This window comes from Sorangium sp. So ce176 (assembly GCF_051519835.1).
Classification (GTDB): domain Bacteria; phylum Myxococcota_A; class Polyangia; order Polyangiales; family Polyangiaceae; genus Sorangium; species Sorangium cellulosum_G.
The window spans coordinates 79,456-102,718 of sequence record NZ_CP150371.1 but is presented as its reverse complement, the minus strand read 5'-3'; the positions used below and the strand labels follow the sequence as shown (position 1 = coordinate 102,718).

Sequence of the window (23,263 nt, the reverse complement as noted above, 5' to 3'; positions counted from 1 at the left end):
CGCCGACCCGGGTTGAGGCGCACCGACCCAGGTTGAGCTCGCCCCCGGCCCCACCGTGAAGCCCCACAGGAAATATCCCGCCCCACCGCCACGCCCCCACCCCCGCGGCCCGTGCCCGCTTGGCGGGATCCGTGCGATTGTCGCCGCATGGAAGAGGTCCACGTGAACGTCTACATCCACGCCCCGGTCGAGCGCGTCTTCGACGCGGTGGCCGACCACGAGAGCTTCCTCCGCTCCGGGTCCAGCACCCACACCAAGGTCATCCGCCCAGGCCTCACCGAGCGCAACGGCCTCGGCGCCCTCCGCGAGGTGCGCGCCGGCAAGCGGATCCGCTACGTCGAGGAGATCACCGCCTTCGAGCGCCCCTCCTCGTTCGAGTACCAGATCCTCGAGAGCACCCAGCCCCTCCGCCACCACGGCTCCCGCCTCCGCTTCACCCCGCGCGGCGACGGCACCGAGGTCGACTGGACCTCGCGCTTCGAGATCCCGCTCCCGCTCGTCGGCCGCGTGCTCGGGCCGCTCTCCCGGCAGATCTTCATCGCCGTCTTCACCGAGCTGCTGCTCGCCGAGAAGGCGCGGCTCGAGACCGCGTCCTCCCCCCGCGCCGCCTGACGCCCCGCTCAGCCCCGCCCGGCCGGCTGCCGTCCGGACCTCGCGATCGCGTCGATGGTCACCGCCGCCAGGAGCGCCGCGCCGGTCACCATGAACTTCACCGACGACGGCAGCGCCAGCAGGTCCATCCCGTTCGAGATCGACCCGATCAGCAGCGCCCCGGTCAGCGCCGACCACACGGTGCCTCGCCCCCCGAACAGGCTCGTCCCTCCGATCACGGCCGCCGCGATCGCGTTGAGCAGCACGTCGCCGCCCCCGGACGACTGGTTGACAGCGAGCAGCCGCGAGGTGGCCAGGATGCCCCCCGCCGCCGCCAGCGCCCCGCACAGCGTGAACACGGCGACGCGGATCGCGTCCACGCGGATCCCCGCGCGCCGCGCCGCCTCCGCGTTGCCGCCCACCGCGAGGATGTGCCGCCCGAACCGGGTCCGCCGGAGCAGCAGGTCGAACCCGATCACGAAGCCGAGCAGCAGCAGCAGCGCGAGCGGCACCCCCCGGTCCGCGTTGAGCAGGCCGACCACCGCCGGCACCAGCGCGAGCACCCCCGCGACGCGCGCCGCCATGGCGCCCCTCGGCAGCGGCGGGAGCCCGGCCCTGACCCGGCGCCGCAGGGTCACCGCCTGGCCGACGATCACCATCCCGACGCACACAGCGCCGAGCGCCCACCCGAGCGCGGGAGACAGGAACGTCCCCGCCAGCCCCGAGAGGAGCGGATCATAGACGTTCACGGTGCCCGTCGTGCCGAGCACCCACAGCAACGCTCCCTGCCACGCGAGGAGCCCCGCGAGCGTGACGACGAACGACGGCACCCGGAACCGCGTGAACCAGAACCCCTGCGCGAGCCCGATCGCCGCGCCGGTCGCCACCCCGGCGAGCAGCGACAGCGCCGGGCTCACCTCGTGCTGCACGTTCAGGATCGCCATCACCGCGGCGCTCATCCCGCTCACAGCGCCGACCGAGAGGTCGATCTCGCCGAGCAGCAAGACCAGCACGATCCCCACGGAGATCGTCCCCATCGCGGCGATCTGCAGCACAAGGTTCGTGAGGTTGCGCGCCGAGAGGAAGTTCTCGTTCTGGGAAGCGAAGATGCCCCAGATGAGGACGAGCCCGAGGAGCACCGGCAGCGAGCTCGCGTCCCCCTGGCGCAGGCGCCGGGCGATCGCCGAGAGGCCGCCCGCCTCCGGCGGGGCGGGGGCCGCCATCTCGCCTGTCTGTCCCGGAACACCCATCACCCTGCCCTCCGTGGCTCCGCGACGTCCGCCCCCGTGATCCTGCCGACGACCTGCTCGCGCGAGGCGGCGCTCGTGGCGAACACGCCGGCGAGCTGGCCGAGGCGGAGCACGACGATGCGGTCCGAGACCTGGAAGACGTCGGCGAGGTTGTGGCTGATGACGAGGACGCCCAGCCCCTGCTGCTTGAGGCGCGTGATGAGCTCGAGGACCTGCCGGGTCTGGGCGACGCCGAGGGCGGCGGTGGGCTCATCCAGCATGACGAGCTTCGCCTCCCCCATGACCGCGCGCGCCACGGCCACGGACTGCCGCTGTCCGCCCGACAGCGCGGCGATCGGCGTCCGGACGACAGGGATGTTCACGTTGAGCGTCCTCAGCACCTGGAGCGCGCGCTGCTCCATGTGCTCCTCGTCCATGGTCCGCGAGACGGGGTCGATCGCCTCCCTGCCCAGGAACAGGTTCGCGACGACATCGAGGTTGTCGCACAGCGCGAGATCCTGATACACGGTCGCGATCCCGAGCCGCGAAGCGTCCTTGGGCCCCCGCAGCGCGACGGGCTGCCCGGCGAACCGCACCTCGCCGCCGTCGGGCGGGAAGATGCCCGCGATGGTCTTGATCAGCGTCGATTTGCCGGCTCCGTTGTCCCCCACGAGGGCCACGACCTCGCCCGGGAAGACCTCGAGATCGACCCCCGAGAGGGCCTGCACCGCGCCGAACCGCTTCCTGATGCCGCGCAGTTCGAGGATCGGAGTTCGCTGCGCAGTGCTCATGAACGCCCCGGGGAGCTCCGGACCTAGAGGATGCCCGCCGCCTTGCAGGCCTCGACGTACTGGTTCGTGCAGATCTGCTCGGTGGTCCAGAAGGCGTCGGCGATGACCGTGTCCTTCAGGTTCTCCCTGGTGACAGCGAGCGGCACCAGGAGCACCGAGGGCACGTCCTTCTTGCCGTTGTTGACCGTCTTGCCGCCGGTGATGTCGGTGGGCACGGGCTTGCCGGTGGCGAGGTGGACCGCGATCACCGCCGCGGCCTCCGCCTGCGGCTTGATCGCCTTGTACACCGTCATGTACTGCTCCCCGAGGAGGATCCGCTGGACGGCGGCGAGCTCGGCGTCCTGGCCTGTCACGGGCGGAAGGGGCTTGATGCCGGCGGCCTTCATCGCGGCGATCGCCCCGCCGGCGGTCCCGTCGTTCGCCGCGTACACGCCGTCGACCTGGTTGTTGAGCGCGGTGAGCGCCTGGGTCATCTGGTCCTGCGCCTTGTCGGGGCTCCAGTCCGGCGTGTCGTACTCCTTGACGATCTGGGCCTTGCCGTCGAGCGCGCTGTGCGCCCCCTTCTTGAACAGCATCCCGTTGTTGTCGGTCGGCGCGCCGTTGATCATCACAACGCGCGCTGTCGGCTTGTTGCCGAGCGCGGTCAGCAGCGACTCGCCCTGGAGCCTGCCCACGGACTCGTTGTCGAACGAGACGTAGAAGTCGATGGCGTCCGTCCCCGGGACGAGGCGATCGTAGGCGATGACAGGCACCTTCTGGGCCTTGGCCTTGGTCGCGATCACGGCCGCCGAGGCGCTGTCGACCGCGTCGAGGACGAGCACGCGCGCGCCGTTGGTGAGCGCCGCCTCGGCCTGGGCCTGCTGCTGCGACGCGTCCTGGTTCGCGTTGCTCGCGAGGATCTGGCACTCCGGACAGAGGGCCTTGATCTTGGCCTCGAAGAAGGGGCGGTCCTTGGACTCGTAGCGCGCCGTCTTCGACTCCGGGAGGAGGAGGGCAATCTTGATCTCGGCCGGCTTGCTGGCCTTGTCGCCCGCGGCTGCGCCCTTGTCCCCCGCGGCCGAGCCCTTGTCCCCCGCGCCCTCTTGTTTCTGAGAGCACGAGGTCAAGACGAGGGCACTCAGGGCCCACGCGCCCAGTCGACCGCTGATCGCATTGGTCTTCATGAACTTTTCCCCTGAACGTGAACTGCCGCGGGCCCGACCTATACCCTCACTGGAGCTTGCCGTCCATGGGTGGGTGCCCGTGGAGGCATGACGCGTGCTGTCACCGCGGGCGTCGCCAGCGTCGGCGTCGGCGATATCGCCCCCATCGACCCGAGAAATTTCTCGGCGCCGGCGCTACCGTACGGCGAGCTTCCGGGCGGCGGACTTCCCCGGTGAAAGAAGGGTGGATGGCCTCGATGCGAGAACCGAACTTTCAAGCGCACCATCTCCGGACCGTCTCTCGCCTCGTCGAGCGCTTGAGCGCGGACCCGTGCTCCATGGCGATCCTCATCGGCGGTTCCCAGGCGAAGGGCCTGGGGAGAGAGGCGTCCGACGTCGACTTCTGCTGGGTTGTCACCGACGAGGAGCACGAGCGGCGTCGGGCGACCGGCGCGCTGGTCTACTGCGCCAGCGACGAAGGCCTCGTGGACTATCCAGGCGGGTACGTGGACGGCAAGATCGTCACGCACGACTTCCTCCGGGAGGTCCGTGACCGCGGCAGCGAGCCGGCGCGCGCGGCGTTCCTTGGCGCGATGGTGGCGTGGTCGCGGCGGCCGGAGATCGACAGGATGGACGAGCTGGTGCGCGCGATCGCGACCTACCCGGAGCACGAGCGCGCTCACAAGATGCAGGGCTTCATCGCCCAGCTCGAGGCGATGCGCTACTACGTCGAGTCGGCCGAGCAGCACGACAACCGGTATCTCCTGAGCTGGGCCGCGTGTCGCGCGGTCCTCTTCGGATACCGGCTGATCCTGGCGCACAACCGCATCCTGTATCCATACCACAAGTGGGTGAGGGCCTTCGTGACGGACGCGCCCGAGAAGCCCGAGGATCTCCTCCGCCTCGCCGACGCGCTGATCGAGGCGCCTGGCAAGCGCACGGGCGAGGCGTTTTTCCAGGCGGTGCTCTCGTTTCGCGACTGGGATAGACCGGCCCAGTGGCAGACGCGCTTCATGGATGACTCCGAGCTCAACTGGCTCCACGCGCCGCCTCCGCTGGAAGACGCGTGAGGCGGGCTCAGCAGACACCAGAGGGGAAATTAGAGAGGGAGAAGATCTCGATGTCGCCGGCAACGTTCAGGTAGCGCGAACCCACGCAAACCCGCGCCGAACTCACGCGGCAAAGCGTTCTGGCACCAGCAGAAAGTTCCTACGCAAACCCCTTGCTGGTGCAAAGTGGATCTGGCTAAACTGCCGGTCTCAACTTCTTTCCGTTCGACCTTCGGACCTGGTCGGGCGCTCGCAGGAGTAATCAAGATGCGACCGATGCCAAGGTGTGCGTCTCTGCTCGGCCCTACGACGTCCATCACGCTTTCTGCCGTCTCGCTCCTGGTGCTCGCGGCGTGCGCCGAAGGCCAGAATCTGGAGGGCGAGAACGCCGGGGGCGGGAACGTCGCCAGCTCCAGCTCGGTGGGGGTGACCTCCTCCAGCTCGGTGGGGGTGACCTCCTCCAGCTCGGTGGGGGTGACCTCCTCCAGCTCGGGCAGCGCGGGCTCCACGGTGTCGGCAACGAGCAGCTCCGCGACGAGCAGCTCGTCCGGTACCGGCGGCGACGGGGGGGCCGGGGGGCTCGGCGGCGCCGGCGGAGCTGGAGGCGACGGCGGTGCGGAGGTCACCAGCACCACGGCGAGCAGCTCGGTCAGCTCCACCACGGCGAGCAGCTCGGTCAGCTCCACCATGGCGAGCAGCTCGGTCAGCTCCACGGCGAGCAGCTCGGTCAGCTCCACCACGAGCGCGTCCAGCGGCGGCGGCGGTAGCGCCACGAGCACCACCACGAGCGCCTCCAGCGGCGGCGGCCCCACAGGCGAGCTCGAGGTGCAGTATGCCGTCCGGGAGGGCGCCGACAGGGTCCAGGGCCTGTCGTTCAGGGTCAAGGTCAGGAACACCGGAGACGAGGCCATCCCGCTCGGCGACGTGACGATCCGCTACTGGTTCACGGCCGACAGCGCCTCATCGGCGTTCGTGGGCGAATGTGATTTCACGCCGATCCCCGGCGGGTGCGACGAAATCACACGGACATTCGCCACGACGTCCGGCACCGAGGCCGATCGCTACCTCGAGCTCAGCTTCTCCGCGGCCGCCGGCAACCTCGCCCCGGGCGCCACGTCGGGAGAGGTGCAGATCCGCATCCACAGCGCGACCTACGAATACATGATGCAGAGCAACGACTACTCCTTCGACGCCACGCTGACCGACTTCGCGCCCTGGGAGCAGATGACCGCTTACCGCGACGGCGAGCTCGCCTGGGGCACAGAGCCGTAGCCCCCGCACCCGTCGGCTGCCCCGCGCCGCCGTGCTGCGTCGCGGGCAGCTGCGCGCGCTGAGCGCCGTCCTGCCGGAAGCTGGAGTACCCCCTCGAAGTCTCAGAATATTCACAGGGAGGCGGGGAGGCAAATCTTCGAGATACTCCACGCCTCCCTGTTCAATTTTCCCGCTGAGAAGCGGCTAAGATGAGGGGACTCCGCAGGCCGGGAACCGATCGGCACGTCCTCGACGTTCGCCTCCCCGATCTGACGTTCGCCTCCCCGGATCTCCTGGAACGCCGGCCGCACGCGCCTCCCCCATGGCGCGCACGGGCGCTGCCGTCAGGTTCGGCCGTATGGCCCACATCCCGCTTACCCGGTCGCCAGACGTCGACGTGCGGCGATCTCCGGACAGGGAGCTCCGGGCATCCCATGGCCTACCCGACCACGACATCTGGCTTTCCATGACGTGTCACGCGCCCGGCGCGCCCCAGCGCGCCCTCCGGTGCCCCGTGGCAGGCTGACACGGCGCGCGCTCACGCCACACCCTGCACACGCCCTCGCCCGTCCGGGGCCGCGGCCGTGTAACCAATTTTCCAGGCAATTACGTCCTGCCGCCGTTCACGAGGTCGTCCGCTCCGTCTGGAGACGGACAGCGCAGACGGCACCATCCTTGAATGGGATCGGCTCGGACCCCGAATCTATGAACGCCACCGCGCTCGCACTCAATTCCCCTCCATCGTCCCACACCCGGCCATCGCCGGCCCCGACACCGAGCGAACCGCCGCCGAGCGGGCCGCGGTTCGGCCTCGACGGGTTCGAGATGCTGAAGCGGCGGGCCGCCGGCACGCCTGGCCTCGTCAGCTTCGCCGGCGGGCTGCCCGCGCCGGGGGAGTTCCCGCGCTCGAAGCTCGCGGCCTCGTTCGTCCGCGCGCTCCAGACCCCGAGCTGCCCGGCGCTCCAGTACGGCTGGCCCGAGGGGGAAGAGGACCTGCGCTCCTGGATCGCCGGGCAGCTCCGCCGGCGCGGCGCCAGCGTCACGCGAGACGACATCATCGTGACGAGCGGGGCGCAGCAGGCCGTGTCCCTCGCGGCGCAGATGGTCCGCGGGCCAGGCGCCAGGATCGGCGTCGACGCCGAGAGCTACCCCGGCGCGATCGATCTGTTCCAGGCGCTCGGCATGAACGTCGTCGACGACAGAAGCCACGTGGACGCCTATTACCTCATGCCCGCGATCTCCAACCCGCGCGGACGCAGGCTGTCGGCTCACGAGCGCGCACAGGTCCTCTCGACGCTCCGCCCCATCATCGAGGACGACGCCTACGCCGATCTCTGCTTCGACGGCGCCGCCCCGCGCCCGCTCCTGGCGGAGGCGCCCGATCGCGTGTTCCACGTGGGGACCTTCTCGAAGACGCTGTGCCCCGGGCTGCGCGTGGGCTGGCTGGTGCCGCCGCGGGCGCTCCGGGCCGATGTCCTCAAGCTGAAGCAGGCCGCCGATCTGCAAGCCGCCAGCCTGCCGCAAGCCATCCTCGAGGACTACCTCCGCAACGAGGACTTCGATCAGCGGCTCGTGCGCCTGCGGGAGTTCTATGCACGCCGGGCCGCCCGCATGGAGCAAGCGCTCCGCCGGTACCTGCCCGGCTGGCGGTTCGAGGTGCCGGCCGGCGGATTCGCGATCTGGGTCGAGCCCGACGCCGAGCCGAACGAGGCGTTCTTCCTGGCCGCCGCCATCGAGCACGGCGTCGCCTTCGACCCGGGCTCGATGTTCCGGGCGAGCGGCGCCGCCCGGCCGTTCGCCCTGCGCCTTTGCTTCTCGTCCGTGTCGCGCGACGAGGAGCTGGACGAGGGCGTGCGCCGCCTGGCGAGGTGCTGGGCCGAGGTGGCTTGACCTCCTCTCGGCGTCTTCCGTTTCCTCCCGGCCGATAAGGGTCCTTCGCGCCGGGCGCCGCTCGGCCGGCGTGGACAACGCGCGCGCTCGCCCCAGAGATCGCCGGGGGACATGAGCACCGCACACCGCCGCTCGACGCTGGCAGGGAGAACCGCGCGACGCGCGCGGCTCTCGCGGATCGCCCCGCTCATCGCGGCGCTGGCGACGCTCCTCGCGTCCGCGTCCCCCGCGCGCGCACGCGAGATCTTCTTCGATTATGGAGACCACGCGCGCGCCGAGGAGGCGCTCGAGTTCTCCGATATCCGTCCTTCTCGCATCGTGTTTTCCGAGCTCGGCTGTCCGAGCCGCCCGGTGTGGCTCGAATTCGAGGCCGCGCGGGGAGATTCGCTGCTCGTGCAGCTCGGCGTGCCGGCGATCGCCGCGCTCCGGCGCGAGCGCCCGTCGCTCGCGCTGCTCGGCCCCGGATTGCCGCGGGCGGCGGCGCTGCCCTTCGAGGTGCCCGCGGGCCACGGCGCGCGGATCTTCGCGACAGCGAGCGTGGGCGCCCCGGCGGTGCTCGGCGATCCCTTGACCGAGGCCCGCTCCTGGCTCCTGCTCGAGCGGCGGATCGAGGTGCCGGAGGGCGGGCGCTATCACCTGGTCGCGTGGAGCCCCGAGGAGCGCCGCGTGCGGCTCTGGATCGCGATCGGCGAGGAGCCGAGCGAGGACACGAGCAACGTCGACGACCCCCTGGAGCGCGTGGCGGCGTTCCACGAGGCCTGGACGGCGCCCGACCTCGGCGCGCGCTGCGCGACAACGCGGCTCCCGGCCCGAGGGGGGCCTCCTGCGCCCGCGGGCGGCGCCTCGACGGCGTCGTGCGCGCACGCCGCCGCCCCCGCGCACGGCGCGCTGCCCGCCCTCGCGGCGGCGCTCGCCCTCGCGGCGGCGCGGCGCGCGCGGCGCCGCGACCCGCCAGGGCGGTGACCTGGCTGCCCGCGGGCATCGCCGCGGGGCCGCTCGCTGGCCGCGGGGACGCTCACTGCTCGAGCGCCCCGCCCGGCTTGTGCGGGACGGGCGGGCGGCGCTCGAGCAGCTCCCGCGCCGCGGCGCGGACGACGGCGGGCACGTCGGGCGCCGCCACGAGCTGCATGAGCTCGGGCCGCAGCAGCAGGCGCACCATGGGCACCGCGATCTCCGGCGGCGCGCCCGGGTTCTGCACGATCGCCATGCGCACCCGCGAACGCTGGGGCCACTCGGGGTGCCGCGCGATCTCGGTCATGACCTCCGGGATCGCCGGGCGCCGCGCCGCGAGGCGGACGACGTCGTCCTCGGTGAGGCGCGGGTTCCCGAGCAGGTTGCGGATGACGAGCGGGTGCGGGTCCCGGAGCAGGGCGTCGAACGCGGCGCGCGTCGGCCGCCGCGCGAGCGCGCGCCGCTCGCCGAGCGTGAGCGCGCGGCCGGCGCCCGACGTGGCGACGTGGCGCTCGTCGGGCGCCGGCGGGGTCGACCGCGCCTCGTGCCGCCGCGGCTTGCGGCGCAGGAGCCGCGACAGCGACAGGAGCGCGCCCGAGGCGGCGAGCTCCCGGAGCTGCTCGACCCGCCCGGAGAGCGCCGGGTCCGCGAGGACCGGCACGGCCGCGCCGAGCACGTCGCGCGCCACGGGACTGGCCTGCTCGGCGTCGCGACAGAGGTCGTCGAGCGCGCGGGCGATGGAGGAGAGGTCGTCGCGCAGCAGCTCGCTCCGCACGTAGGCGACCCGCAGCCGGAGCTCCTTCAGGGAAGAGACGGCTCGCCTCCATCGCTCCGCCAGCGGATCCACGCGGTCAATCTAGCTCGCCGGCGCGCCCGCGAGGAGCGCGCCCGGCAGATCGCGGTGCGCGATGTCGGGGGGACGGTTATCCTGCGCCGCCCCAGAGGGGACGGTGTAAGCCGGATCCCTGATCGTTCGCAGGGGACGGCGTACGCCGATCCCCGATCGTTCACAGCGACCGGCGCGCGCCGGTCCTGCCTGAAAGGGAGGAGTCGCATGTCCGAGAAGCTTTCATTCCCCGCGAAGAATGGGTCCTCGGCGACCGGCGAGATCGTCTGGCCGAAGCAGGCCGGCAAGGCGCCCGCCGTCGTCCTGATCCAGGAGTGGTGGGGCCTGAACGACCACATCCGCTCGCTGCTCGACCGCCTCGGCGCCGCGGGGTTCATCGCCCTCGCGCCCGACCTCTACCACGGCAAGGTCACCAGCGACCCGACCGAGGCCAACCGGCTCATGACCGAGCTCGACAAGCCCGGCGCCCTCGAGGAGATCGCCGGCGCGGCGCGCTTCCTCGCGGCGCACGAGCGGTCGAACGGCAAGGTCGGCGTCATGGGGTTCTGCATGGGCGGCGCGCTGAGCTTCGCCGCCGCGGCCACCGTCCCCGAGCTCGCGGCCGTGGTGCCCTTCTACGGGGTCCCGAGCCCTGCCCCCGACTACGCGCGCGTCAAGGCGCCCATCCTCGCCCATTTCGCCGCGCGCGACGCGTGGGCGACGCCGGCCGCCGCCGAGGCGATCCGGAAGGAGCTCACCGCCCGGGGCCAGTCCATGGAGCTCCACGTCTACGACGCCGACCACGCGTTCGCGAACGACACGCGCCCCGAGGTGCACGACCCCGATGCCGCCAAGATCGCCTGGGAACGGAGCATCGAGTTCCTGAAGCAGCACCTCGGCTGAGCGCGCCGGCGCGGCCCGCGCCGGCTGGGCGCGCGCGCCGACGCCTCGCCCCGGTGCCTCGCCGGCTGGACGCGCCGGGCCGGCGCCGCGCCGCGGGATCGGCCTTCTTTGCCGTCGCGCAACGAACCCTGATATACACGCTTACATGGCCCTCCCCCCGGTGCTCCCGGGCTCAACGCAGCAGGCGGAGTCGCCGATCGACCGAGCGCTCTCGCTCGCGCTCGCAGGAGAGCGCGACGCGGCGCTCCGATGGGCCGCGGCGCTCGTCCGCCACGATCCGACCATGCCGTCGGCGCTTTGCCTCTGCGGGCGCCTCGTCGGCGAGCTGAACCGGCACGAGACAGCGCGCGAGGCGTGCTCCACCGCGGTCGTCCGCGCGATCGACCTCGAGAACCTGCCGCTCGCCGTCGCCGCCGCGCGCGAGAGCGAGCGCTTCGGCGGCGATCCCGGGCCCGGGCTCGACCTCATCGCCGCGTCGTTCTGCAAGGACTCGCCGCGGCTCGGCGAGGGCGCGCCGCCGCCGCCGCCCCTGCCGCCCGCGGAGGCGTTCCAGCCGCTCCCCGCCGTGCTCACCGGGGCGCTCCTGCTCAACAAGGCGACCGAGATCATCCACGGCGCGACCCGCAGGCTCGCCGCCCAGGCCGACCACCCCGGCATCGCGCCCCAGCCGGTCTTCTCGGCCGTCGGGCGCGACGCGCTCCGCGCGCTCTGCGCGGCCTTCACGCCGATCTGGGTGGCGGCGGGGACGACCGTGATCGAGCAGGGCGCGGCGCGCAGCGAGGCCTACTTCGTGGCGCGCGGCGAGCTCGAGGCGCGCCGCCGCCGCGGGAGCGAGGAGATCGTCCTCGCCCGGCTCACGAACGGCGCCATGTTCGGCGAGATGGCGCTCCTGTCGCGCGCCCCGCGCACCGGGAGCGTCGTCGCCACGCGGCCGTCCATCGTGCTCGAGGTGAAGCGCGACGCGATCGACGACATCGCGCAGCGCGAGCCCGAGGTCAGCGCGGAGCTCGCCGATTACTGCCGCGACCGCATGGTGGAGAACCTCGTTCGCATGAGCGACGTGCTCCGCGTCGTCCCCGAGGCCGACAGGCCCGTGCTCGTGAAGCGGTTCCGCACGCGGACGTTCGAGAAGAACGAGCGCCTGCTCGTCCAGGATGAGCGGCCCCCCGGCCTGTTCCTCATCGCGTCCGGCGAGGTCGCCGTGGTCCGGCGCGACGCGGCCGACGGCCCCCGCGGCGAGCCGCTCGTGCTCTCGACGCTCGGCCCCGGCGACGTCGCCGGCGAGATCGCCATGGTCCTGCGGCGCGCAGCGAACGCGGACGTCATCGCCGTCCACCCCACCGTGGCGCTGTACCTGCCGTCCACCGAGTTCATGGGTCTGGTCGAGGATCACCCGGCCGTGCTGGCGCAACTCTACAAGCTCGCCGTCCAGCGCGACGACGAGACCACGAGCATCATGGCCGAGGAGGTCTCCGTGGCCGAGGACTTCGTGTTGATATAGAGTACGGCCAGGCCCGAAAGACCAGAAATGAACGACGGTTGCGCAGAGTTTTTGTTGTTGTTCCCCCTGTGCTGCTGTGGTTCAAACTCTCCCCTGCACGGCGTTTCAATCTGTTCGGTGCTCTAGCAGCGTCCAGCGAGCACGCGGCGCATGGCGCGATTGACGCCTCGCGCTATGGCCCGTAGACTTTCAAGTCTATCTGTCGTTGTTGTTGAACAGCACTGAACAATCACCAGCGTAGGGTAGGCCACGCGCGCACCACAGGTCCTGCGACAATGACGACGAACGCGTTCGGGCTGGAGGGGCAGGTGCTGGTCGGCCGGTATCGGCTGGTCCGCCCTCTCAGCTCGGGCAGCATGGGCACCGTCTGGCGCGCGGACGATCTCACGCTCGGGTCGCCTGTCGCGATCAAGATGCTCGGCCCGCTGTACGCGAAGGACGAGGCGGTCCGCGCGCGCTTCTACCAGGAGGCGCAGGCGGCGGCGGTGCTCCGCAGCCCGAACGTCGTGCAGATCCTCGATCACGGCGTCGACAACGACGTCCCGTTCATCGCGATGGAGCTCCTCGAAGGCGAGGATCTCTCGCACCGGATCGAGCGCGTCGGCCCGCTCTCCCCGGCCGACATGGCGCGCATCTTCGCCGACGTCGCGCGCGCGGTGCGCAAGGCCCACGACGCCGGCATCGTCCACCGCGACCTCAAGCCCGAGAACATCTTCCTCGCGCGCGACGACGACCGCGAGGTGGCCAAGGTCCTCGATTTCGGCGTCGCGAAGACGCCCCTGTACGGCTCCGAGGGCATGGGCACGCAGGCGGGCGTGCTGATCGGAACGCTCCCGTACATGAGCCCCGAGCAGGCCCAGGGCGCGTCCGTCGATTACCGGTCGGACCTGTGGGCGCTCGGCGTCATCGCCTTCGAATGCGTGTGCGGCCGGGCCGCGATCACGGCCGAGGCGCCTGGCGCGATGATCCTCGAGATATGCAGTGAGCCGCTGCCCGTCCCCTCGCGGGTCGCGCCCGTGCCCGTGCCGCCGGCGTTCGACGAGTGGTTCCTGCAGGCGTGCAGCCGCGATCCGGGCGCGCGCTTCCCGTCGGCCACCGCGATGGCCGACGCCCTGCGCGCCGCGCTCCTGCCGGGCGAGGCGCAGGAGGCCGGCAGGGCGTCGCTGGCGTCCGGCGTGCTCGCCGGGCCGGTCTCGGTCCCGCCCGCCTCGGCGCCGCCGGTCTCGGCCCCGCCGGTCTCGGCCCCGCCGGTCTCGGCCCCGCCTGTCTCGGGCCCGCCGAGCGGCGACGCGGCCCCGCAGCCGAGCCTCGTCGTCGAGGAGGCCGAGGTCGACTGGAGGCCCCGCCGCACCGCGCCTGTCGCCGTCGCGCTCGGCCTCGCGGCCTCGGTCGTCGGCGTGTGGCTGTTCGTGGGCCGCGGCGCGCCGGAAAGCGGCCCGGCCGCGCCCGAGCAGGCGCGCCGCGCGGAGTCGCCGCCGGTGGCGATCAACGCGCCGACGCCCGCCGCGCCGACGCCCGCCGCGCCGACGCCCGCCGCGCCGACGCCCGCCGCGCCGACGAACGACGGCCCCTCGACCGAGGCGGCTCCCACCAGGGAGGCGCCCGTGCTCGCGCCCTCCCCGGAGCCGAGCGGCGCGACCGCCGTGACGCCTGCGCGCCAGGAGGGCGCCGCGCGCGCGCGCGGCGCCCCCGATCCGGCCGCGACGTGGACGTCGCGCGCGCTGTCCAGCGCTTCAGCGCCCGCGCGGCAGGGCAAGGCTGCCTCCTCCGCGCAGCGGACCAGGACGCAGGGCGCGCCCGCGGGCTCGCCGCCGTCCGCCGGCACGGCGGCCGCCGCGGACAAGCGTCTCGGCTTCTGAGAAAGCGAATGAACGGTCGATCGAGGGCCCTGGGGACCGCAATCATCGCGCTCGCGCTCGCGCTCGTGGCGCCTTCGCGGGCCGCCGACGTCGACCCCGCCACCGTGAACGCCGCCCGGGCCCTCGCGGAAGAGGGCCTCGCCCTCTTCGACAAGGGCGACTACGCGGCGGCGCTCGACAAGCTGGGGCGCGCCGACGAGCTGATCCAGGCGCCCACCATCGGCCTGTACGCGGCGCGCTGCCTCGAGCGGCTCGGGCGGCTCATCGAGGCCTCTGAGCGCTACCTGCAGGTGAGCCGCATGCAGCTCGACGCCTCGGCCAGCGACGTCTTCAGGGCGGCGGTCGCCGACGCCGAGAAGGCCTACAACGATCTCAAGCCGCGGATCCCGAAGCTCGCTGTCGGGGTGCGCGGCGCCCCGGAGCGCGAGGTGCAGATCACCATCGACGGCAAGGTGGTGCCGCCGGCGCTCGTGGGGGTCAGCCGGCCCGTCGATCCGGGCAAGCACGTCGTCGAGGGCGCGTGGGCTGGCCGCGTCGTCCGGCAGGAGATCACGCTGCCCGAGCGCGACGAGTCGGCTGTCACGCTCGAGTTCCCCGTCGTCCCCCCGAAGCCCCCTGCTGTCGTCCCGCGGCGCGCCGACCCCGCGCCGGACACCGCGCAGCGCGTGTTCGGCTGGACCGCTGTCGGCGCGGGCGCGGCCGGGCTCGTCGTCGGGGGCATCACGTTCGGCGTCGCCAGCGCGCTGCGGGGCGATCTGATCGATCTCGGGTGCTCCCGGCGGGTCGAGTGCCCTGACACGCCGCAGACGCGCGACAAGCTGGACTCGTACAACAGCGTGCGCCTCGTCCCCGCGCCGTCGCTCATCGTGGGCGGCGTGCTCGCCGCGGGCGGCGTCGCGCTGCTCCTCACCGTGCCGTCCGCGTCCTCGGCGTCGAAGCGCGGCGGCGCGGCGGCCCGCGCGTGGATATCGCCGTGGGGCGCGGGGATCGCGGGGGTCTTCTGATGGAACGCAGCGGTTTGCTGATCGTTTGCGGCGCGCTCGCCGCGGCGGGCGCGCTGGTCGGGTGCTTCGACAAGGGCGTCCTCCTGGCGAACACCGGCGGCGGAGGCGCCGCGCAAGGCGGCGGCGGCGGCGGCGGCGGCGCGGGCGGAGCTGGCGCCGAGGGCGGCGCGGGCGGCGTCGGCGGCCAGGGCGGCGCGACGTCGTCCTCGTCCGAAGGCGGCGGGGGCTGCGAGCCCTGCTATGAGGGCCCGGTCGGTACCGAGGGAGTCGGCGCGTGCAAGGGCGGCTGTCGGCAGGGCGGCACGTGCGAGCGTCAGGTGGTCCCCGGGGCCGAGGACTGCGCGACAGCGGAGGACGAGACGTGCGACGGCGGCAGCGGCACGTGCGACGGAGCGCCCACGTGGAGCGTCCAGATCGGAGGCGGCGGCGAGCAGCGCGGCCTCGACGTCACGTTCGACGGCGGGGGGAACATCCTTGTCGCCGGCAGCTTCTCCGGGCGGACGGATTTCGCCAATAGCCTCGGATCGACCGACGGCTTCGTCGTGAAGCTCACGCCCGAGAGCGGCCAGACGGACTGGCCAACGGTGTTCGGCGGATCGGGCACGGATCTCTGCAGCGCGGTGGCGCGCGACCGGGACGACAACGTGATCGTGGCCGGTAATTTCGAGGGCACCGTCAACTTCGACGGGACGACGTTCACGAGCCAGGGCAGCGACGTGTTCGTGGCGAAGCTCGACCCGGGGGGCACCCTGCTCTGGATCAAGCGCATCAGCGGCCCGAACTCCGACAACGCGTACGGGGTCGCGGTGGACTCGGAGAACAACATCTTCGTCGCGGGCATGTTCTCCAACTCGGCGAACGTGCTGGATGAGACGACGATGAGGGGCGGCGGCGGAGAGGACATCTTCGTCGTGAAGATCGACGCGGAGGGCCACCACGTCTGGAACAGCCATTTCGGCGACACGAGCCCTCAGGCCGCGCTCGACGTGGCCGTCGCGCCCGACGACAACGTGGTCGTGGCCGGCCGTGTGGCCGGCACGGTGCGGTTCGGACAGGACGTCTACGTCGCGACGAGCCACGACGCCTTCGTGGCGAAGCTCGACGGGGCGACGGGCGCGCCGCTGTGGTCCAGGGGCTTCGGCGACACGATGGACCAGGAGTTCACGAGCGTCGCGGTGGGCAAGAACGGGAACATCGCCGTCGCAGGAAACACGAAGGGAGAGATCCGCGTCGGTGGATTGCCCCTGCCTTACGGCGGAGAGACAGACGCTGTCGTCGCGGCCTTCAGGGCCGACGGCACGCACCTCTGGAGCCACACCTACGGCGACGGGGAGGAGCAGCGAGCGCTCGGGGTGGCGGTCGACGGGGCGGGCAACGTCCTCGTGGTCGGAGAGTTCGAGGGCAGGATCGATTTCAAGAAGCGGCTCCTCACGTCGAACGGCGGCTTCGACGCCTTCGTGGCGAAGCTCGCGCCGACCGACGGCGAGACGCTCTGGGCGACGTCGTTCGGCGACGGAGGGGAGCAGCGCGCCGCGGCCGTCGCCGTGGACCCGCTGGGGAACATCGCGTTGACGGGCCACTTCAGCGGCAGCATCGATCTCGGGGGCCCTCCCCTGACGAGCAGCACGGGCCAGGACGCGCTCGTCGCCAAGCTGCAGCCCTGACGTCCACGCCGCGCCGAGCGCGCTGCGGCGAACCGCGATCGCGCCCGCGCGTCGCGCGCGCGGCCCTCGAGCGGCTCGCCGCTGCGAAGCATACGCGGGCCAGGCGCGATAGAAGCCTCAGAGAGGAAAACGCCATCGGGCCAATCCCGAACAGGAATTGTGCTGCTCTCCGAGAGATGCTTTCGCGTGAAGCGATGACCCGGCTCGGAGCCAATGCGCTGAGAGGAATGCCTCGTGCCTCATCGAGGCATCGGCGGCTCTCCATCGCTTTTCGATCAACAGGCACAGTGGATCAATCTACCGAGCAGGGGCAGGACATCGGTTGGACCAGGGGAACACAACGCTGTCCGGGTGAGCGCTCCGTGTACCAGCACGATTGATCCACCCGGATCAACCGTGACTCGCTCCCTCCACCGCGGCTCGCCGCTCGCTCACCGCGAACGCCGCGTCCCGCCCGCCGCTCTCGCTCGCCGGGGTGTGAACGTTCACGATCGACGAGGGCGTCGCACCTGGCACCACACTTGCCTGGCGAGGGATCGCTCACGGAGGCAGAGGAGGAGGTCTCGCGCGATGAGGAACAACCAAGAGGGCCCGGGAGCGCGTTACTATCAACCCGCCACGCACGCTCAGGGGGCGATGACGGGCGTGCACGCAGCGGTCCAGGCGTCCCCCAGCATCGCGCCGGTGGCGGCAAGCGTGCCGCCCATGTCGATGACCGGGGACCTGGATCGCGAGCTCGAGGCGCTCGCCCAGGGCGTGCGGCAGAAGCGGCGGAATCGGCTCGTGTTCGGGATGGGGCTGATCATGGCGGCCGCGGCGGCGGTCGCGGTCACCACCTTCGCGGGCAAGGTCAAGGAGGCCGAGGCCGCCCAGGCCGAGGCGGTGGCCGCCCGCGTCGCCGAGCAGGACCGGATCGCGCAGCTCAACCTCGATATCGAGGAGCGCAACAGGAAGATCTCCGAGCTGAGCCTCGCGCTCGAGACGGCCAAGAGCGACGCGGAGAAGGCGCAGAAGGCGTTCGCCGCGTACAAGGCCGCGGAGGAGGCGAAAGCCGCCGCGGGGGACGAGGAAGAGGTCGACGCGAAGGCGTCGAAGCTCCCGGCGAAGGCCGTCGCTGTCAGGCGCGGCCGGGCTGCGCCGGCCATGGCCGCGCGGGCCACCCGCGCGGTGGTGTCGGCGAAGAAGGCCGGCAAGTGCGTGTGCAAGCAGGGCGACCCGCTCTGCGGCTGCCTGTGAGCTGCGGCGCGCGGCTCATCCTCTCCAGACGAAGCTGACAGGATCGAGGGGCCGGGCGAGGCCCGCGCGGCGAGGGCCGCGCGGCCGGACCGGGAGAACGGCGCGCGGCCGAGGCGCTTGCGCGGGGAGCGCGTCGCCTCGGCCGGGGCTCACGGCACGTTCGCCGCGCCTGGCGTCATGGTCGCGGAGAAGGCCCAGTCCGAGGCGGCATCGTTCGTGTCCGTCCCGTTGGGCAGGCGGCAGAGCGAGCCGGGCATGGCGGCCGCGTTGCTGTCCGCCACCGAGGTCGGCAGGAAGGTCCCCTCGACGAGGCTCACGGTGGCCCCCTCGATCGCGACGGCGGTGATCGCCCCCTCGTAGGAGAGCGCGTCGATCAGGATCCCCGTGGCGGTGTTCACGAGCGCGATCCCGTCGGGAGCCCCGTTCTGCACCCGGTCGGTCTGCGCGCCCTCGAAATCGATCTTCAGCGCGCCGTCCGGCACCGCGACGGCCGTGCTGCCGACAACGAGGTACTGGCCCGCCGCGAGCGTCCCGGCAGGGCCCAGGTCGAACCTGCCGTAGACCGACGGCGGGACCGACGAGCCATTGACCAGCACGAGCACGTGACCGGCGAGGTCCACCGGCGCGCCGGTGCCGTTATAGATCTCGATGAACTCGGCCCCGTCGGTCATCGCCTGGTCGTAATCGACCTCGTTGATCACGAGCCCTCCCGTCGGCGTCGCGGTCCCGACCGTGGCGGTGAGCGAGCTCGATCCGAGCGCCGCTGTCACCGTCGCGCCGGCCGCCGAGCCGCCGTCCACGTAGTCGAACGTGGCGCTCTGCTGCCCGCCCGGGACCGTGACCGATGCAGGGAGGGTGCCAGCGTCCGCCGGGTCGAGCGCGAGCTCCACGACAGCGCCCCCCGGTGGCGCCGGGATGTCGAGCGTCACGGTGAACGACACCGTGCCGCCGGGCGCCACCTCGCCCGAGGCCGGCTCGAGCGAGGCAAGCGCCGGCTCCTCGACCGGGTCGAGGACGCGCACCGTCGCGGTCAGGCTGCCGTCGCCGAGCGTGGCCGTGAGCGTCGCCGCCGTGGTCGCCGCCACGCCGTCGAGCAGCACGGGGGCGCTCACGGCGCCCGCGGGCACTGTCACGCCGCCGCCCACCACAGCGAGCGCCGGATCCGCCGACGTCACCGCCACGAACGTGTCGGCCGGCGCAGGCCAGGAGAGCGTCACCGCGACCGGCTCCGGGAGAGACGGCGCGGCGGCCTGTCCGACGTACGCGAACGACGCGGCCGGCCCGAACACCGCGAGACGTGGAGCGCCCCAGACCAGGTCCTCCGCGCCGCGCGGCTCCACCTTCGAGTCGTCGTTGCGGAAGGTGAGGATGCCGCGGATCGTCGCGAATTCATGGCCGACCGCGGGGAACGGCGCCGCCCGGTACAGGAGGTCGTCCACGCGCAGATCGCCCGTGACGATGAGCTCGTAGTACATGGCGTCGAGCCCGATCACGGCGACGTCCTGCACCTCGACAAGGACGCCCTCGAGCTCGGCCGCGCGCGGGCCGCCGGTGGCGATGTCCGCCGGCGCGACGCGCTCGGGCGCCGGCGGCGCCTCGCCGAGCGACGCGACCACCTCGGTCACCGCGGAGCCGAGCTGGATCTGGCCGTAGAAGGTCGAGACGACCGCGCTCGTGATCCGCACGCGATCGCCCACCTTCACGGGGTTTTCGGGGCTGTACACGTAGACGCCCGAGTAGGCCGCCGCCGTGTAGCCCGGATCGCCCGGCTTCACCTGCACGAAGAAGCCGCTGCTGTGCTGCCCGGTGACGAGCGCGTTCTGCAGGGCCACCGTCGCGCCCTCGGCGACCGTGCCGTTCTTGATGTCGTAGATCGACACCGTGCACCCCCGCACCCCCGGGTTCGCCTCCGCCGGGCAGAGGTCGCACGGGTCGCCCTTGCCGTCGCCGTCCATGTCGGCCTGCTCGGCGTTCTGGAGGCCAGGGCAGTTGTCCGCCTCGTTCAGCACGCCGTCGTTGTCGCTGTCGTCCGGGTTCAGCTCCGAGCAGACCTCGCTGCCCGCGTCGAGCGGGCACGGGTCGCAGGCGTCGCCCTCGCCGTCGCCGTCGAAGTCGGCCTGGGCCTCGTTGTCGAGCGGCCGGACGGGGTTGAAGACGCCGGGGCAGTTGTCCGCGCCGTCGGCGATGCCGTCGCCGTCGCGATCGTCGTCCGTCGGCTCCCCGGTGTACACGGTCGAGCCGTTCACCGAGGCGTTCACGGGCGCTGTCGCGGCGCGGGACGGCGTGCACAGCGGCTCGCGCTCGGGCTCGCCGCAGAAGAAGGCCGGGTAGATATCGCCCGCCGCCGCCTCGAGCTCCGCCAGCGTCATCCCGATCTCGTCCTGCAGACAGACCTGCTTGGAGGCGCCGCACACCTCGAGCGCGTCGCACGCCTCCTCGCCCCGGACCGCCGACACCACGGCCGCGTCGCCGTAGAGAACCTTCCCGCCCCGCATCACGAGGACGACGTCCTGCGGCTCGGCCGCGACGATCGCGCGGTGGCCGTCGCGCTCTGCGCCGTCGAAGATCGCGATGTCCGCGACCTTCCCCGCGGCGAGCGCTCCGATCGCGTCGTCCGTGGCGGTGACCGCGGCGGCGTTCCCGGTCACCATCGTCCACAGCTCCTCGTCGGTGAAGAAGCCGTCGTAGTATCTCTCGTTGAGCGACGCCGCGCACCGGAGCTCGCGCAGGAGGTTCATCGAGCCGGTCGCGATCCAGTCGGTGCCCAGCGCGATCTGCACCCCGAGGCGGGAGGCCGCGGTGACGACCGCTGTGTCGCCGTAGAGGGTGATGTTGGAGCGCGGAGACCAGATGAGCGCCGTGCCGTTCACCGCCATGGCCGCGTAGTCGAGCGCGGTCAGGCCGATGCCGTGGATGTACGCGCTCTGCGGCAGCAGCACGTCGTTCGGCGCGGTCTGCAGACAGACGAACTCGTTGCGCGCCGACGCCTCGATCCCCTCGGCGACGTGCGGGCAATAGGCGTCCTCTCCCGCGATGTCCTCCTGCGTCACCATGCCGCTCGAGTAGCCGCAGCCGCTCGCGAGCTCGCGGCCGCTCGAGTCGCGGAGCGGGAAGGTGTCGAAGTTGACGGGCTTCTGCCCGAGGCCTTCCTGGTCGGCCCGGTCCAGGTTCCGGAGCAGCCCGGTCGCGCTCCCGGAGCCGACGATCGACGTCGCGCCGCCCATCAAGAAGCGGAGCTCGCCCCACCGGATCTGCGCCTGGGTGGCCGAGCCGGGGGTGTCGATCGCCGTGTGCTCGTTGTTGCCGGTGCGCCAGTCGTGCCGGTGCTCGTAGCGCTCCTCGGTCGGGGTATACGGGCTGTTCTGCGTGAACGTGATGTGGTCGTGCGTGTTGATCAGCGCCGGGGAGACGACGCCGGTCGGACACGTGATCTCCGTCGCGCCCGGCGCCTCGCAGTCGCAGCCGACGCACGCGATCGCCCCTCGCTCGTCCACGAGCACCCGCCCGCCGCGGAGCACCGTGCCCGGCGTGAGCACGACGCCCCGGATCAGCGTGGCGCCCGCGCCGGGGACGACCTCGCACGTCCCCTCCCCGAGCGGCGCCAGCTCCTCGCACACGATCTCCCGGGGCGGCGTCTTCGTGCAGTCGACCTCGCAGCCGTCCCCCCCCGCGACGTTGCCGTCGTCGCATTGCTCGCCCGGGTCGACGGCGCCGTCGCCGCAGCGCGGGGGCGCCTCGATCTGGCACGCCGCCGAGCAGCCGTCGCCGTCCTCCGTGTTGTCGTCGTCGCATTGCTCGCCCGGGTCGAGCGCGCCGTCGCCGCAGCCGAGCTTCGGCGACTCCTCGATCTGGCATGTCGGCGAGCAGCCGTCGCCGTCCGCCGTATTGCCGTCGTCGCACACCTCCCCCGCGTCGACAACGCCGTCGCCGCATATGCCGGAGGGGTATTGCCCCCCGTCGTCGTCCCCGCAGCCATTGAAGGACAGAAGGCCCACGAGCACGGCCATCAGCCGCGCGAAGCGCATCGACGTGTGAGGCATGACGTCAATGTAGGCGATGCCAACGCCCGCCGCTGTTTCCGTTGGGTGACGCGCCCGTCAGCTCCGCCGCCGCGAGCGCCTCGAGGCGAGCGCGCCGGCACCGAGCAACGCGAGCCAGCCCACATCGGCGATGCCGCCGGGCGCGCCGGCGGCGAGGCTGCACGCGCTCTCCCGCCGCTGTCCGTCGATCGGCCGCCCCCCGGTGCCGTTGCCGACGGGTTGCGCCGGGGAGCCGCTCGCGCCGCCGCTCGACCCGTTGCCCCCGTTGCCGCTGCCGCCCCCCGGCCGCCCGCCTTCCCCGGGCTCGCAGCCCTTGGCCGACGCGCGGAGCGCGTCGAGCGCGAGCTTGGCGACGCCGGTCTCGTCCACGAGGCCGTAGGACGCATCGTCGCTCACCGTGTCCTGGTAGCCGGCCCAGACCACGCCGGCGATGTCCTTCCGCGCCGACAGGAGATCGAAGGCGGCGGTCAGGTTCGCCGCCTGGAGCTCCGCGCCGACGAGCGTCGTCGCCCACGCCGTCCCGGTCACGACGCCCGGGCTCTCGTCCCGCTCCTGCTCGGCGACGTCGCGCACCTCGTCCAGATAGCCGGTGATCGCGGCCGGATCGATCTCGCCGAACTGGCTCACGAACACCTGATGACCGACGTAGGCCCACGGATACCGCTCGCCGTAGGTCGCCTCGAGCTCGTCCCACACGCGCTGGTCATAGAACTCGCGCAGGTAATCGAGCGCTGGAGACGGCATCAGGGCGTCGTCCGAGACGAGCAGGCCGCCCGTGATCAGCGAGAGCTCGCCGGCGTTGAAGAGCGCCTCGTTGCGGGCGCGGATCTGGGCGAAGATCTGCGCGAGCACCCGCGGCAGGACGTAGGTGCAACCGGCGTTCGCGGGGTCGGCCGCGGCGTCGGGGTTCACCGCGCAGTTCGGCTGACTCCAGATCTCCCAGCGGACGACGTCCCCGGCGAACCACGTCATGAGCGCCTCTGCCGTGTCGGCGAACTCCTCCACATAGCGGTTGTTGCCGTCCCCGTCGCGGTCGTCGTTCCAGAGGTCCTGTCCTCCCCGGACCGCGCGGTGGGAGAGCACCCCGAGCGGCTCGAGGCCCGCGTCGAGCACGGCGTCGATGACGGCCTCGTACTCGTCGAGCTTGTCGTCGTCCCACGCGTCGTCACCGTCGAGCTGGAACTCGACGCGCACGGCGCCGGCGCCCGCGCGCGCGAGCTGGTCTGCGCGGTCCTCGTCGAGGATCACCTTCCCCGCCTTGACGGGCGCGCCGGGATCGACGCCATAGAAGCTGCAGGGTACGTCCTGCGCGGCCAGCGCGGGCGGCGCGAGGAAG

18 protein-coding genes are annotated in these 23,263 nt (G+C 72.3%); 11 read left to right on the top strand and 7 right to left on the bottom strand.

Features of this window, described 5'->3' with window-relative positions; all coding sequences use genetic code 11:
* Nucleotides 1-147 precede the first annotated feature (147 nt).
* Nucleotides 148-612: an SRPBCC family protein gene (locus WMF42_RS00380; protein ID WP_061609073.1), complete on the top strand. Its 465-nt coding sequence runs from the start codon at nucleotides 148-150 to the stop codon at nucleotides 610-612.
* Between the two features lie 8 nt (nucleotides 613-620).
* Here WMF42_RS00380 and WMF42_RS00375 read toward each other — a convergent pair whose 3' ends face one another.
* Genes WMF42_RS00375 through WMF42_RS00365 form a run of 3 tightly spaced genes read right to left on the bottom strand, consistent with a single transcriptional unit; the run spans nucleotide 621 to nucleotide 3,774 of the window.
* Nucleotides 621-1,841, bottom strand: a complete 1,221-nt coding sequence (locus tag WMF42_RS00375; protein ID WP_437689686.1) for a sugar ABC transporter permease — start codon at nucleotides 1,839-1,841, stop codon at nucleotides 621-623.
* Entirely contained in the window at nucleotides 1,841-2,611 is a 771-nt protein-coding gene (locus WMF42_RS00370) for an ATP-binding cassette domain-containing protein (RefSeq protein WP_061609075.1), read from the bottom strand. The genes WMF42_RS00375 and WMF42_RS00370 overlap by 1 nt, the downstream gene beginning before the upstream one ends.
* A 23-nt stretch (nucleotides 2,612-2,634) precedes the next feature.
* Entirely contained in the window at nucleotides 2,635-3,774 is a 1,140-nt protein-coding gene (locus tag WMF42_RS00365; protein ID WP_437689683.1) for a sugar ABC transporter substrate-binding protein, read from the bottom strand.
* Between the two features lie 317 nt (nucleotides 3,775-4,091).
* Here WMF42_RS00365 and WMF42_RS00360 point away from each other — a divergent pair, with 317 nt between their 5' ends.
* The gene (locus WMF42_RS00360; protein ID WP_061609077.1) at nucleotides 4,092-4,823 is read left to right on the top strand and encodes a hypothetical protein; all 732 of its coding nucleotides are present in this window, start codon (nucleotides 4,092-4,094) and stop codon (nucleotides 4,821-4,823) included.
* A 29-nt stretch (nucleotides 4,824-4,852) separates the two neighbouring features.
* Here the strand turns inward: WMF42_RS00360 and WMF42_RS00355 are convergent, their stop codons facing one another.
* Entirely contained in the window at nucleotides 4,853-5,587 is a 735-nt protein-coding gene (locus tag WMF42_RS00355) for a hypothetical protein (RefSeq protein WP_437689681.1), read from the bottom strand.
* A gap of 40 nt (nucleotides 5,588-5,627) precedes the next feature.
* Between WMF42_RS00355 and WMF42_RS00350 the strand changes: the two genes are divergently transcribed.
* The 3 genes from WMF42_RS00350 (at nucleotide 5,628) to WMF42_RS00340 (ending at nucleotide 8,906) form a co-directional block, all read left to right on the top strand.
* Nucleotides 5,628-6,074 carry a cellulose binding domain-containing protein gene (locus WMF42_RS00350; RefSeq protein WP_437689679.1) on the top strand — a complete coding sequence of 149 codons (447 nt, stop codon included), beginning with the start codon at nucleotides 5,628-5,630 and terminating at the stop codon, nucleotides 6,072-6,074.
* A gap of 804 nt (nucleotides 6,075-6,878) precedes the next feature.
* Nucleotides 6,879-7,943, top strand: coding sequence for a PLP-dependent aminotransferase family protein (locus WMF42_RS00345; protein ID WP_437689677.1), 1,065 nt, complete (start codon nucleotides 6,879-6,881; stop codon nucleotides 7,941-7,943).
* A 111-nt stretch (nucleotides 7,944-8,054) separates the two neighbouring features.
* Nucleotides 8,055-8,906 carry a hypothetical protein gene (locus tag WMF42_RS00340; RefSeq protein WP_437689675.1) on the top strand — a complete coding sequence of 284 codons (852 nt, stop codon included), beginning with the start codon at nucleotides 8,055-8,057 and terminating at the stop codon, nucleotides 8,904-8,906.
* Between the two features lie 52 nt (nucleotides 8,907-8,958).
* Here the strand turns inward: WMF42_RS00340 and WMF42_RS00335 are convergent, their stop codons facing one another.
* Nucleotides 8,959-9,741, bottom strand: coding sequence for a hypothetical protein (locus WMF42_RS00335; RefSeq protein WP_434044914.1), 783 nt, complete (start codon nucleotides 9,739-9,741; stop codon nucleotides 8,959-8,961).
* A gap of 207 nt (nucleotides 9,742-9,948) precedes the next feature.
* Between WMF42_RS00335 and WMF42_RS00330 the strand changes: the two genes are divergently transcribed.
* The 6 genes from WMF42_RS00330 (at nucleotide 9,949) to WMF42_RS00305 (ending at nucleotide 17,887) form a co-directional block, all read left to right on the top strand.
* Nucleotides 9,949-10,623, top strand: coding sequence for a dienelactone hydrolase family protein (locus WMF42_RS00330; protein ID WP_061610210.1), 675 nt, complete (start codon nucleotides 9,949-9,951; stop codon nucleotides 10,621-10,623).
* 145 nt (nucleotides 10,624-10,768) lie between these two features.
* Nucleotides 10,769-12,124: a cyclic nucleotide-binding domain-containing protein gene (locus tag WMF42_RS00325; RefSeq protein ID WP_061610209.1), complete on the top strand. Its 1,356-nt coding sequence runs from the start codon at nucleotides 10,769-10,771 to the stop codon at nucleotides 12,122-12,124.
* 275 nt (nucleotides 12,125-12,399) lie between these two features.
* On the top strand, nucleotides 12,400-13,983 hold the full coding sequence (locus WMF42_RS00320) for a protein kinase domain-containing protein (protein ID WP_437689674.1): 1,584 nt from the start codon (nucleotides 12,400-12,402) through the stop codon (nucleotides 13,981-13,983).
* Between the two features lie 8 nt (nucleotides 13,984-13,991).
* A complete protein-coding gene (locus WMF42_RS00315) occupies nucleotides 13,992-14,987 on the top strand; it encodes a tetratricopeptide repeat protein (RefSeq protein WP_061610207.1) in 996 nt (331 codons plus the stop codon).
* Nucleotides 14,987-16,651 (top strand): SBBP repeat-containing protein, encoded by a 1,665-nt coding sequence (locus WMF42_RS00310; protein WP_437689672.1) that lies wholly within the window; start codon nucleotides 14,987-14,989, stop codon nucleotides 16,649-16,651. The genes WMF42_RS00315 and WMF42_RS00310 overlap by 1 nt, the downstream gene beginning before the upstream one ends.
* Nucleotides 16,652-17,221: 570 nt before the next feature.
* Nucleotides 17,222-17,887, top strand: a complete 666-nt coding sequence (locus tag WMF42_RS00305; RefSeq protein ID WP_233561457.1) for a hypothetical protein — start codon at nucleotides 17,222-17,224, stop codon at nucleotides 17,885-17,887.
* Between the two features lie 149 nt (nucleotides 17,888-18,036).
* Here WMF42_RS00305 and WMF42_RS00300 read toward each other — a convergent pair whose 3' ends face one another.
* Both WMF42_RS00300 and WMF42_RS00295 read right to left on the bottom strand, forming a co-directional pair.
* Entirely contained in the window at nucleotides 18,037-21,927 is a 3,891-nt protein-coding gene (locus WMF42_RS00300) for a lamin tail domain-containing protein (RefSeq protein ID WP_437689670.1), read from the bottom strand.
* 57 nt (nucleotides 21,928-21,984) lie between these two features.
* Entirely contained in the window at nucleotides 21,985-23,175 is a 1,191-nt protein-coding gene (locus WMF42_RS00295) for a hypothetical protein (RefSeq protein WP_437689668.1), read from the bottom strand.
* Between the last annotated feature and the right edge of the window lie 88 nt (nucleotides 23,176-23,263).